Here is a 12338-nt window from a genome sequence, read left to right as displayed (position 1 = left end):
TTTAGGTTTTTTGACTTTGCTATTGCTGAATTGTTACAAATATTGATTTTTGTTAACCCAGCGGGTTTGTTCAGAGGCATTAATTACAACAGATTCGAATTCTTTCTGATAATCAAACTGAAGGTCTTCATGCAGTTTTGGTAATAGTTTGATGATCTTTTCAAATTGCCGGGTAAGCAATCCCTGAAGAGGTTTATGGCTGGTCCTTAAATCCGCATACATTAAAAAATTAATGCAAAACCAAAGTGCGAGCTCGGTTTCTACCTGTTTTGACCCGGTATATTTAGCATAACGGTTAATCAGGCGGATAATTTTGCGCATACTCTTGGTACTGTAATAATAATGTTTTTGCATGGTTTTAAAATCCTCAATCAGGAAATTTTTTACCTCTTCTGCATACTGCATCGGGTTATCAGCGTCAAAAAGGAGGTAGGTAAGTAATTCTTTATTTTCCTTTTTGTATTTAGCAAGACGGAGGCAGATGTCGGTTAATTCGAGCACAGAAAGCCCCGACAACTCTTTTTTTAGATCACTTAGTTTCTCTGGCTTCATCTTATGCTTTCATTTGCTTGGTAAATCTAATTAATTACTTTTGTTCGATATACTAACCAGCATTTATGAAGTTTTCAAATCTCGGAATTATCGCTATCATAGTGATTTCATTTTCTGCCTTGCTAACATTTTTGGATCATTACAGCTTATTGAATGTTCCGGAATTGGTATTAATGTTTTCGAGGTGGCTGGCCATCGCAGGATTATTTCTATACGGCTTTAAAAAGAAATCACTTACTACCTGGATTTTGATCTCTATGGTAGTTGGAGCAGAGGTCGGACATGATTTTCCGGAGATCGGAATTAAACTGCAGGTATTGAGTAAGGTCTTCTTAAAGATGATTAAGACTATTATTGCCCCCTTGCTTTTTGCGACACTGGTATTTGGTATTGCAGGTCATTCTGATCTGAAGCAGGTAGGCAGAATGGGATGGAAGTCAATTCTGTATTTTGAAGTGGTTACTACCATTGCCCTTTTTATCGGACTGGCGGCAATCAATATTTCGAAGGCCGGTATGGGGATTGCAATGCCTATAGGGGCTCATGAAGAACTTGAGAAGGTTCCTCCACAAACTTTTAATGATATAATCCTTCATATTTTTCCCGAGAATATTGCCAAATCTATAGCCGAGGGTCAGGTTTTACAGATCGTGGTTTTCAGTATTATTTTCGGGATTGCACTTGCAATGGTTCGTGAAGATAAGCGTCAGCCTATGCTGCGTGCGACAGAGAGCCTTTCGGAAGTGATGTTTAAATTCACAAATATCATAATGTATTTTGCTCCTATTGGGGTGGGTGCAGCCATAGCTTATACAGTGGGGCATATGGGACTTGGGATTCTGGTTAACCTGTTCCAGTTGCTTCTTACTTTATATGTAGCCTTATTGGTATTTCTTCTCGGAGTTTTGCTTCCGATTGCTTTTTTTGTGGGTGTTCCAATCAAGAAATTCCTGCAGGCGATCGCCGAGCCTGTCTCAATCGCCTTTGCTACCACCAGTTCTGAAGCTGCTCTTCCAAGGGCCATGGAGGCAATGGAGCGTATTGGGGTGCCTCGTAAAATTGTAGCCTTTGTAATGCCAACAGGATACAGTTTTAATCTGGACGGGACGACTTTATACTTATCGCTTGCCGCGATCTTTGTCACACAGGCGGCAGGTATGCCAATGACCTTTGGCCAGCAATTGCTGATTGTATTCACCCTGATGTTAACCAGTAAGGGTGTTGCAGGAGTACCGAGAGCTTCCCTGGTCATTTTACTGGGTACTGCAGCCTCCTTTGGTATGCCTGTCTGGCCCATTTTTATAATCCTTGGTATCGATGAACTGATGGATATGGCCAGAACATCGGTCAATGTGATTGGGAATTGCCTGGCTACCGTGGTGATTGCAAAATGGGAGGGAGAATTTAATCCGCCGGCAGAATTAAGTGCTCCGAATGAGAACAGGATCCATAATCTGGAAGATCAGGCAACGAAACATTAATAATTTTTAATTTTAGCAGGCGCATGTCTGCAAATGCATCAAATTTATGAGTGATAGAGGTAAAAAGATATTTTTAGCAATTTGTATAATAACCCCGTTTCTGTTATACACTGTTTATTATTATTCGATAATGGTGAAGAATGCCCCTTACCGGTTTTCTGATTTTGAATCCATTACGTTTAAATACGGACTTGGGGATAGTCTTATAAATCAGTATTATTCCAAAACAGGTGATTTTCAATACGTTAATCAGGATGATTCTTTGATTAAGACAAAAGTTAAAATGCGTAAGGATGATCTGTTGTATCTGCACCGAAAAGCAGCTGAACTCGGTTTCTGGAACTTTCCTGATGAACTTAAAGGAGATCCGGAGGCAACTAAGGGCAGGAATTCTCCAACTTATTATATTGAATTCAGATACAAAGACAAGAGTAAGCATGTGCTGTATGACATCAGCTATGATAAGGAACCTAAGCTTGCAGGTGCTGCAAAATCATTGATTACAGAGATCAGTAATATGATATCGGATGTGAGGGATAGGGATAAGGATTGATTCATTGTTTTTAATATGGCAGCTAAACATTCATGAAAGACTAAGTTTAGATTTAATAAATTTTCTTTTTAGAAAGCAAGGTCTGTTACTCTTCGGTCCCGGCAGTCCCGTGTTCTGCCGTAGTTTTTGCCCATAAATTCCTTTGTAACATAAAAATCTGCCTGGCAAAAAGCTACAGCTGCCACCCGGGTTTATTTTAAACGGCAATTGGTCCTTTTGCAGGGCTGTCCGTCCTGATGAAATACTGCCCCGGGTAAAATAAACCTTGCCGGAGGAGGTAGCTTCCGGCAGAGGGTATTTGAATTATAACGCGATTTTATGCCGGAACTAACCTGGAGGAAAGGGCTGAGCCAGCCTATAATACACAGGTATTGATTTCCAAAATAAAATTATTGTATCTCTTAACCTTATCTAGCCAATCAGAACCGTTTAATCTCAAATATTCCTGGAACAAAAGCTAAAATTATTGAAGTACCCGATATCGGATCTTAATTCAACAGGGTAGGGTATTTAAGGAATTGTGCGAAAGAGATTTGCCTCCGGACTAATTATTCCAATTTAGTTTTTCTTTCAAAAGAAATATTCTTATATTTGCACCTCATTTAAAAAAATATATTAATAATGTACGCAATAGTAAATATAGCCGGACAGCAATTCAAAGTTGCTAAAGACCAATATCTTTTTGTACACCGTTTACAGGGAGAAGAAGGCGCTAGTATTGAATTTGACAACGTATTATTAGCTGAAAACAATGGTAAATTTTCAATCGGTGCTGATGCATTGAAAGGAGCCAAAGTAAGTGCTAAAATACTGTCTCATTTAAAGGGAGAAAAAGTAATCGTTTTCAAAAAGAAACGTCGTAAAGGTTACAAGAAGAAAAACGGACACCGTCAGATGTTCACTAAAATTGAGATTACAGGCATTTCTTTATAAGTTATAGGTTATAAGTAATAAGTTATAGATTATAACTTTTAACTCTTAATCAAAACGATTACAATTAGTTTAAGTTTAAAATCCTGAATTGTTTACAATTCATAAATTATAAAATAACATGGCACATAAAAAAGGAGCCGGTAGTTCCAGAAACGGTCGCGAATCACATAGCAAGCGTTTAGGTATTAAGATCTTCGGTGGTCAGGCAGCAATTGCAGGAAATATTATCGTGCGTCAGCGCGGTACTCAGCATCATCCTGACAGGAATGTTGGTATTGGTAAAGACCATACACTTTTCGCACTGATTGATGGTACAGTAATTTTCAGAAAGAGATATGATAATAAATCATATGTTTCTATTCTTCCAAGAGAAGCTGCGGTAGTAGTTGAAGATGCTGCTCCAAAAGCAAAGAGAGCAGCGGCTCCTAAAGCTGAGGTGATCGAAGAAGCTGTAGAAGTAGCAGCTAAGCCAGCGGCCAAAAAGCCTGCAGCTAAGAAAGAACCAGTAGCTAAGAAAGCTCCGGCAAAGAAAGAAGCATCTGATGATGCTGCTTCTGCAGAAGCATAATTTTAGTATTAAGAAATATTAAATGATGGAAGCCCTGATGAGAATCAGGGCTTTTTTAATGCTCTCTGATTAACAATTGCTCAGCAAATGCTCTTAACAGCTCTTTACTTGGATTTTCAACTGAAATTTTGTCCAGCGCGGCTATCGCTTTCCTGACATAATTTTCCATTTCTGCTTCCGCAAGTTTCCGTACTTCCAGTGAATTGTAGATAGCAGTAATTGCATTAACCTTATTTTCTGAAGGTACATCAGATTTATTGAGCCATTTATCAAGTTCTGAAGCACTTTCGCCTTTGGCAAGTTCCCTTGCTTTGATCAGCAGAAAGGTTTTTTTATCAGCTAGAATATCTCCTCCAACCTGTTTCCCGAATTTTTCAGGATCACCATATACATCGAGAATATCGTCCTGAAGCTGAAAGGCAAGTCCCAGGTTTTCGCCAAATTCATATAATAAATCAGCATGCTTTTTATCAGCGCCACCAATGAGAGCTCCGATCTGCATGCTTCCTGCGAGCAAGACAGCAGTTTTAAGCCTGATCATTTCAATATATTCTTCAAGGCTAACATGATCCCTTTTCTCAAAATTCATATCAGCCTGCTGCCCCTGACAAACACCTGATGCGGTATCAGAGAATATATCCAGAACTTTCCTTAGTATCGAATCATCTACCCTGATCATGAGTTTGTAGGCTTCTACAAACATGACATCACCCGATAAAATCGCAGCACTTTCATTCCATTTTACATGTACCGTTGGATTTCCTCTTCTAAGGGGAGCTTTGTCCATAATATCATCATGCATCAGCGTGAAATTATGAAACAACTCTATGCCTACTGCAGCATCCAGGGCTTTTAAAACATCCCCTCCGAATAGTTCAGTTGAAACAAGAACCAAAACCGGTCGCATCCTTTTGCCACCCAATTTCATCAGGTAGCTGATTGGTTCATAAAGTTCTGCAGGTTCTGCGGTGTATTTGGTATCGGCTATAGCCTTATTGATAATGGTTTGAAGCTGTTCTATCGAATGCATTTAATTTAAGCTATGGCCTGAAGCAAAATTAGCAAAACTGATTAATTTAGCTTCAGGAACATTCTGTTTTATTCCATTATAGCTATTATAAATTATTTTAACGTGATTTCGATATAAGCATTACTATTTTAATCAGGTTGGAGGTATCAGCTTTGAGCTGTATAGAAGAATTGAGCGTAGAAATTTTACCCGATCAGGTCTCCATTTCCCTATCCCCATTTCCCTATCCCCATTTCCCTATCCCCATTTCCTATTACCTATTCTTTCCCCATACCTCATACCTTTTCCAGAGTTCAAAAAGTAATTAATCACTATAACGAACTCAGGTTATTTTACTAAGGTGAAATCTATTTGCCGCTTATTTAAATCAACTTTTTTAACAAGTATTCTAACTTCATCTCCCAGTTGATATTTCTTTTTACGTCGCTGACCAATGATACAGTAGTTCTTTTCGTCTAAAACGTAAAAATCATCGTTAAGATCGCGTAAACGAATCATACCCTCGCATTTATTGGCTATAATTTCAACATACATACCCCATTCAGTCAATCCGGAAATAATTCCGCTGAATTCTTCCCCAATATTATTCTGAAGGTATTCGGCCTGCTTATACTTTACTGAAGCACGTTCAGCATCCGCAGCTTTTTTCTCCATCTGGGAGGAGTGGATTGACATTTTTTCATATTCCTCTTCATTTACAGATTTTCCGTCCGCCAGGTATAGTTCGAGTAAACGGTGAACCATCACATCAGGATACCTGCGGATAGGAGAGGTGAAGTGGGTATAATAATCGAATGCAAGTCCGTAGTGACTATGTTTCTTAGTCGTATAAACAGCTTTAGCCATTGATCGGATAGCTAACTGTGTCAATACATTCTGTTCCTTTTTGCCTTCCACATCAGCCATTAAAAAATTAAGCGAACGGGCAGTTTCACGTCCCGAACTCATATCAATCTTATATCCAAATTTTGATGCAAACTGTGAGAAACTCAATAATGCATCCTCTTTTGGTGAATCATGTGCACGATAAACAAAAGTTAATTTCTGTTTTCCTTTGCCTTTTTTTGCAATAAATTCTGCCACCTTTTTGTTAGCCAATAACATGAAATCCTCGATCAGTTTATGGGCATCCTTTCGCTCTTTAACATAAACCCCGAGTGGTTTACCCTGATCATCAAGACGGAATTTAATTTCTACACTCTCAAAGCTGATTGCACCATGCTTAAACTTACGTTCCCTCAACTTATAGGCAAGCTCATTTAACTTTAAAAGCTCTTCACTATGTTTGCCGCTTTTATTTTCGAGTACTTCCTGAGCATCTTCATAACTGAAGCGGGTATCAGAATGAATAATTGTACGTCCAAACCATTGTTCAACAACATTTGCATCGTTATCGAGCTCAAATACGGCCGAGAAGCATAGTTTGTCTTCATTAGGTCTAAGTGAACATAGGCCATTAGATAATCGCTCAGGGAGCATGGGAATCACTCTGTCGACCAGGTAAACGGATGTTCCCCTCTCAAAAGCTTCTTTGTCAAGCGCAGATCCAGGTTTAACGTAATGAGAAACATCAGCAATATGAACGCCTACTTCAACATTTCCATTTTTTAATTTCTGGAATGAAATGGCATCATCAAAATCTTTGGCATCTGCCGGATCAATAGTAAAGGTCAGTACCTGCCTGAAATCTTTCCGCACGGCAATTTCTTCTTTGGTGATATCTTCTCTTATTGATTCAGCCTGTTTTTCAACTTCATCAGGAAAAGCAAGAGGAAAACCATAATCAGCTAAAATGGCATTCATTTCAGCGTTATTCTCACCCTGTTTACCAAGTACATGGGTAATCTCACCAATCGGATTTTTGGCTTCTTCTGGCCAGTCAACAATTTTTGCTATTGCTTTATAGCCATCTTTAGCGCCATTGAGTCTGTCTAATGGAATGAAAATATCATGCAGCATCTTACGGTCATCCGGCACAAAAAATGCAAAGCGGTCAGAAATCTTGATAATTCCAGTAAAGTCCATTTTGGCCCTTTGCAGGATCTCAACAACTTCTCCGTCCTTTTTGCGGCCCTTGTTTTTGGCATAGACATATACCTTAACAATATCCCCGTGCAGGGCATTACGAAGTTTTCGCGGCGCTACATAAATATCTTCTTCAAACTCATCATCACTGACAATATATGCCGAACCGTCACTGGTCATGTCGACCTTGCCTGTTACGAATGTTTTAAGCTGTTTTAGTATGAATTTGCCCTTTTCAGGCTCCTGAAGAATTCCTTTTCTGGTTTCTTCCTTCAAAACCTCCAGTATCAGGATTCTGGTTTCATCATCATGGAGGTTAAGTTTTGATGCAACCTGTTTATAATTTAATGGCTTATTACCTGATTTTTCAAACACATCAGTAATGAGTTTGGTAAGAACCAGGTTAAAGTTATTTGATTTCTTTTTTGACATTTTTTACTAATTTCCCCTAAGATAAGGCTTAAGCAGCTAATAATAAGCTTCTTTACCATTTGATAACATTCAAATGATCATTGAAATGCCGTTCAGGGCTCCACAATAGTAATCTGATCTGTGGATAGGGCAGCTAAGGATTTAAATTTCAGCAGGATTTGTGCAGTAGTAATCACATCCTTTTCACAATAAATCCTGATCCGTTCAAGATCATTATCTTCCCAGTAAACTTTGTGTACCATACTCCCGTCTATATCGTCTTTCGGACTTGGAATATTGAATACCGCAGCAAGCAGGTTCAGCGAGGTATAGTTTTTATAATCCCCGAATTTCCATAGATCCATCGTATCAAGATGCATGATCTCCCAGGGCTTTTTCCCATGAATATTCAACTGAACAGGTATTTGAAGTCCATTGATCAGCATCCTGCGGCATAAATAGGGAAAATCGAATTCCTTGCCATTGTGCGCACATAAGATAAGGGAATCGGACTGTTTGTTTAATAGATCAATAAATGACTGAATCACTTCCTTTTCTTCATCTCCATAGAAAGATTTTACACGCAGGGCAAGTGTTTCAGTTTTTTTTGAGAAGATTCCAACCGATATACAAATGATTTTTCCAAATTCTGCAAGTATTCCTCCCCGGGAATAAAATTCTGCTGCTGTTTCTCCATCACGGCGTTGAAATCGGGTCTTTTGATCCCATAATTGCTGATAATCCGGAGGTAATTCGTTAAATGTGGGGTATTGAGGAACGGTTTCAATATCAAGAACTAAAACCTGTTGAAGATCAATGTTTTCTAACATATTTGAATCTTTATCAGTATTAGAAAATTACACATTATAAACCTTTTATAAAAATAAGCTTAGAAAACGGCTAAGTTAATTCAGACAGGAGTTTATTGAATGCTTCTTTTAATTCTGAAAGTTCTTTCTCAAGGATTTCAACCCGGGCACTAAGCTGATCGGTACTTGCAGGGTTTATACCTGATTGATAAACAGCAGGATCTTCTACGCTGTCTCCAAGCAGGTGAACGTAACGTACTTCTTTTTGTCCGGGGCGACGTTCAAGTGCTTTTACAAAACCTCTTTTAGAAAGATCCTGCAAGGTGCTCTGAACTTCTTCAATGCTTTCAAATTCATATAGCCTTCCTGAGTTTGTATTCAGTTCTCCGGGAGTTTGCGGTCCCCTGAGGAGAAGCAAACCGATTAAAGCAAGCTCTGCCGGAACCAGGGGGTAGACAATGCCAAGATTATGTTTGTATTTAACCACCCGACTAGAACCACCTGTTACCGTGGATATTAAACTTTTTTCTTTAAGGAATTTAAAGTCTCAACAATGGATTCTTCATCATACTGTACGATGGGAAACCTTGAGGTTTTTTGGTTACACGCCGACTGAAGACCGTTAATTGACATAGGGTAATAATCGGGAGTGGTTCTGCTTTTTTCAATCAGAGAACCAAGAACACGTTGTTCTTCTGCGCTGAGCTGGGCTAAGGTTTGATTCGAATCCATGCCCAAAGATAAGCTTCTATTTTATTTGAGAGATATGGGGTTTTGGTACAGGAGAGAATTGATTGTAAAATTTTGTGATTGGCTGAGTCTGCAAAGAGTAAACGGGATGGGATTTGGTAAATTTTTTAGCCAATCATCACTCCTGGCATGTTCAACAATGGAATTCTGCTTAGATTGGTATCAATGATGCTCTCAGGTACAAAGATGAATTTCTTGTCAAAGATCTGCCCTTTGATATAATAACTAAGCCAATATTCATTGGTCAGGCCGAGAACCTGTTCATCAATCAGCTCAATGGCCGCATAATCCCGGGCAGCTACCATACCTAATGAATGACGTAAAACAGATGTTTTAACCTGTTTTCCATCTTTTTCACCATATCCTTTAGAACTAACAAGGACAGTTTCAATAGGCTCATCCTTTAGGTTCAGCAGATAAACCTTCCAGTTTTTAACTTCTGGGGTTGATGACTCCAGTACGACAGCTATAGCTACATTTTCGACTATGTTTTCAGGCAAATCTTTCTTCATGAGGTGTATAACCTTATTTCCTATTCTTTCGCCTATTTTTTAACTAGCTTTTTGGTGCTTTTCTTAACCCCAGCTTTCTTCACAACTTTCTTAGCTTTCGTTGCAAATGCATCGGGAATTTGCTCTTCGATCAGCTTTTTAACGGCTTCAAGAGAAAGTGAAGACAGCTCTTCAGGGCTGTATTTGTCGTTGGTGCTTTTGTTTTTACCAAGCTTTAGCATTTGCTTGCCAAAACGAATAAAAGGTCCCCATCTTCCATTTTCAAGGGCTATTTTTTCAGATGGCCAGGTTTGTATAAATCGGTTGGACTCTTTTTCGACTTTATTACTAATTAATTCGTTAATCTCTGCCTGACCTAACTGATCAAAATTATAGCGTACAGGGACATTGATATAGAGGTTATTCCACTTTATAAATGGACCGAACCTTCCTTTACCTTTGGTTACCGGCAGGTTTTCATATTGGGCTATTGGAGCCTCAGCAATATTCTTTTGATCAATAAGCTCAATGGCGCGATCCAGATTTACTGAAAGCGGATCCTCACCCTTTGGTAATGAGATGAAACTGTCTCCCCATTTGATATAAGGTCCGAAACGCCCTAAACCTACACTAAGTTCCTTGCCCTGGTAATCTTCAAGCTGGAAGGGAAGCTTAAAGAGATCAAGCGCTTCTGGCAATGTGATGGTTTCAATCATTTGTCCGGCACGCAGGCTCGCATAACGTGGTTTCTCGTCCTCATCATTTTCCTGGGATTCTCCGATCTGAACAAAAGGTCCATATCTTCCAATGCGTACTGATATCTTCTTTCCACTTTCAGGGTCCTTGCCCAGTTCTCTTTCGCCACTGGCTCTGTTTGCAGTTTGCAGGGTGTTTTCAACCTCAGTATGGAATGGATTGTAAAAGGTGCGGAGCATTTCTGTCCAGTCTTTTAATCCCTGTGCAATCTCATCGAACTCTTTTTCAACTTTGGCAGTAAAATTGAAATCAACAATACCCTTGAAATGTTCTACCAGAAAATCATTTACCACTGCACCAATATCAGTTGGAAACAGTTTATTTTTTTCTGCTCCGGTGTTTTCTGATTTGGTAGCCGAACTGATCTTTCCATCTTTCAGGCTGATCACCTTAAAATCACGCTTTTTACCTTCACGCTCTTCTTTGACTACATATCCCCGGTTTTGTATTGTAGAAATGGTAGGAGCGTAAGTAGATGGCCGGCCAATACCCAATTCTTCGAGTTTCTTAACCAGGCTGGCTTCGGTATAGCGTGCAGGTGGTCTTGAATAACGCTCAGTAGCATTCATTTCGCGTAAATTCAATCTCTGACCTTTACTTAATGGGGGTAAAATTGAGTTTTCGTTGTCTTCATCGAGGTTAATTTCAACTTCTTCCTCATCTTTAGATTCAAAATAAACCTTAAGGAATCCATCAAATTTCATGACCTCGCCATTGGCCACAAATTCTTCAGGACGTGTTGAAATATTGATTTTTGCAGTCGTTTTTTCAAAGTTAGCTTCTGCCATTTGGGAAGCAATGGAACGCTTCCAAATCAGTTCATACAAGCGTTGTTCTGAGTTGTCCCCGCTAATTCTATGCTGTTCAAAGTATGTAGGTCTTATTGCTTCGTGAGCTTCCTGTGCACCTGCGGATTTGGTTTTAAACTTTCTTAATTGGTGATATTTTTCGCCATACGCAGATCTGATCTCATCTGCAGCAGCATTCAGTGCGGTATCCGACAGGTTAACAGAGTCGGTACGCATATAGGTAATTTTACCGCTTTCATATAGTTTTTGAGCTACCGACATGGTTCTGGCAACAGAAAAACCTAGTTTTCTGCTGGCCTCCTGTTGCAGGGTAGAAGTGGTAAAAGGAGGAGCCGGACTTCTTTTAGTTGGTCTGGTTTCCAGACTATTGACCGTGTAGATTGCATTGATACAATCCTTCAGGAAATTCTCAGCTTCAGGTGCTTTTTCAAAGCGTTCGGGCAATTCAGCCCTGAAAATTTCTTTTTGATTATCGGTAGAAAATATAGCAACAACACGGAATGCAGCAGTAGCTGTGAATTTGTTTACTTCACGTTCACGGTCCACGATTAATCGTACCGCAACTGATTGTACGCGTCCTGCAGAAAGGGAAGGTTTTACCTTTTTCCACAATACCGGGGATAATTCAAAACCAACCAGACGGTCTAATACCCGGCGTGCCTGTTGAGCATAAACTAAATTATAGTCAATCTTTCGGGGTGTTTCAATTGCTTTGAGAATGGCTGTTTTCGTTATTTCATGGAAAACAATGCGTTTGGTTTTATCTTCTTTCAGGCCCAAAGTCTCAAACAGATGCCATGAAATTGCCTCTCCCTCGCGGTCCTCATCCGATGCAAGCCATACCATTTCTGCATCCTTAGCCAATTTCTTTAATTCATTTACTACGGCTTTTTTATCTGAAGGAACTTCATAGCGCTGTTCAAAATTATTGTTCACGTTAATTGCATCATCGGTCTTGATCAGGTCGCGAATATGACCATAGCTTGATTTGACAAGAAAATCTTTTCCAAGATATCCTTCGATGGTTTTGGCTTTTGCCGGTGACTCAACAATAAGTAAATTTTTGGCCATTAAATTCTTTGATATTCTGCAAATAAAGGGATTATTAAAGGGAATGACAAATTAGCCATGGGCAGAAATTGAAATTCGGGACCAAAAAAGGAAAGAATT

General features: G+C 39.3%; 10 protein-coding genes and 1 pseudogene. 4 read left to right on the top strand and 7 right to left on the bottom strand.

Annotated features, from left to right (window positions below; all coding sequences use genetic code 11):
- Positions 1–33: 33 nt before the first annotated feature.
- A complete protein-coding gene (locus VGE44_RS06230; protein ID WP_331077026.1) occupies positions 34–552 on the bottom strand; it encodes a hypothetical protein in 519 nt (172 codons plus the stop codon).
- A gap of 65 nt (positions 553–617) precedes the next feature.
- Between VGE44_RS06230 and VGE44_RS06225 the strand changes: the two genes are divergently transcribed.
- The 4 genes from VGE44_RS06225 to rpmA all read left to right on the top strand — a co-directional run bounded on the left by VGE44_RS06225 (position 618) and on the right by rpmA (position 4087).
- Positions 618–2033: a dicarboxylate/amino acid:cation symporter gene (locus VGE44_RS06225; protein ID WP_331077024.1), complete on the top strand. Its 1416-nt coding sequence runs from the start codon at positions 618–620 to the stop codon at positions 2031–2033.
- Between the two features lie 130 nt (positions 2034–2163).
- Entirely contained in the window at positions 2164–2586 is a 423-nt protein-coding gene (locus VGE44_RS06220; RefSeq protein ID WP_331077022.1) for a hypothetical protein, read from the top strand.
- A gap of 621 nt (positions 2587–3207) precedes the next feature.
- Positions 3208–3519 (top strand): 50S ribosomal protein L21, encoded by a 312-nt coding sequence (gene rplU, locus VGE44_RS06215; protein WP_324484195.1) that lies wholly within the window; start codon positions 3208–3210, stop codon positions 3517–3519.
- A 118-nt stretch (positions 3520–3637) separates the two neighbouring features.
- Positions 3638–4087: a 50S ribosomal protein L27 gene (gene rpmA, locus VGE44_RS06210; protein WP_331077019.1), complete on the top strand. Its 450-nt coding sequence runs from the start codon at positions 3638–3640 to the stop codon at positions 4085–4087.
- A gap of 55 nt (positions 4088–4142) precedes the next feature.
- Here rpmA and VGE44_RS06205 read toward each other — a convergent pair whose 3' ends face one another.
- The 6 genes and pseudogenes from VGE44_RS06205 to topA form a co-directional block, all read right to left on the bottom strand.
- A complete protein-coding gene (locus VGE44_RS06205; RefSeq protein ID WP_331077017.1) occupies positions 4143–5117 on the bottom strand; it encodes a polyprenyl synthetase family protein in 975 nt (324 codons plus the stop codon).
- Between the two features lie 327 nt (positions 5118–5444).
- Entirely contained in the window at positions 5445–7574 is a 2130-nt protein-coding gene (gene rnr, locus VGE44_RS06200; protein ID WP_331077015.1) for a ribonuclease R, read from the bottom strand.
- A gap of 92 nt (positions 7575–7666) precedes the next feature.
- Entirely contained in the window at positions 7667–8383 is a 717-nt protein-coding gene (locus tag VGE44_RS06195; protein ID WP_331077013.1) for a 3'-5' exonuclease, read from the bottom strand.
- A 70-nt stretch (positions 8384–8453) separates the two neighbouring features.
- Positions 8454–9094 (bottom strand): annotated as a pseudogene (locus VGE44_RS06190) (YceH family protein).
- Between the two features lie 125 nt (positions 9095–9219).
- Positions 9220–9624 carry a hypothetical protein gene (locus VGE44_RS06185; RefSeq protein WP_331077011.1) on the bottom strand — a complete coding sequence of 135 codons (405 nt, stop codon included), beginning with the start codon at positions 9622–9624 and terminating at the stop codon, positions 9220–9222.
- Between the two features lie 32 nt (positions 9625–9656).
- Positions 9657–12239: a type I DNA topoisomerase gene (gene topA, locus VGE44_RS06180; RefSeq protein ID WP_331077009.1), complete on the bottom strand. Its 2583-nt coding sequence runs from the start codon at positions 12237–12239 to the stop codon at positions 9657–9659.
- Between the last annotated feature and the right edge of the window lie 99 nt (positions 12240–12338).

It is taken from the genome of Daejeonella sp. (genome assembly GCF_036405355.1).
Taxonomy (GTDB): Bacteria; Bacteroidota; Bacteroidia; order Sphingobacteriales; family Sphingobacteriaceae; genus Daejeonella.
This window is presented reverse-complemented; position numbering and strand designations above follow the sequence as displayed.

Bases quoted from the DNA above. Each gene is read 5' to 3' on its own strand.
- VGE44_RS06230 (WP_331077026.1), bottom strand. From the start codon at position 552: ATGAAGCCAGAGAAACTAAGTGATCTAAAAAAAGAGTTGTCGGGGCTT.
- VGE44_RS06225 (WP_331077024.1), top strand. From the start codon at position 618: ATGAAGTTTTCAAATCTCGGAATTATCGCTATCATAGTGATTTCATTT.
- VGE44_RS06220 (WP_331077022.1), top strand. From the start codon at position 2,164: ATGGTGAAGAATGCCCCTTACCGGTTTTCTGATTTTGAATCCATTACG.
- rplU (WP_324484195.1), top strand. From the start codon at position 3,208: ATGTACGCAATAGTAAATATAGCCGGACAGCAATTCAAAGTTGCTAAA.
- rpmA (WP_331077019.1), top strand. From the start codon at position 3,638: ATGGCACATAAAAAAGGAGCCGGTAGTTCCAGAAACGGTCGCGAATCA.
- VGE44_RS06205 (WP_331077017.1), bottom strand. From the start codon at position 5,117: ATGCATTCGATAGAACAGCTTCAAACCATTATCAATAAGGCTATAGCC.
- rnr (WP_331077015.1), bottom strand. From the start codon at position 7,574: ATGTCAAAAAAGAAATCAAATAACTTTAACCTGGTTCTTACCAAACTC.
- VGE44_RS06195 (WP_331077013.1), bottom strand. From the start codon at position 8,383: ATGTTAGAAAACATTGATCTTCAACAGGTTTTAGTTCTTGATATTGAA.
- VGE44_RS06185 (WP_331077011.1), bottom strand. From the start codon at position 9,624: ATGAAGAAAGATTTGCCTGAAAACATAGTCGAAAATGTAGCTATAGCT.
- topA (WP_331077009.1), bottom strand. From the start codon at position 12,239: ATGGCCAAAAATTTACTTATTGTTGAGTCACCGGCAAAAGCCAAAACC.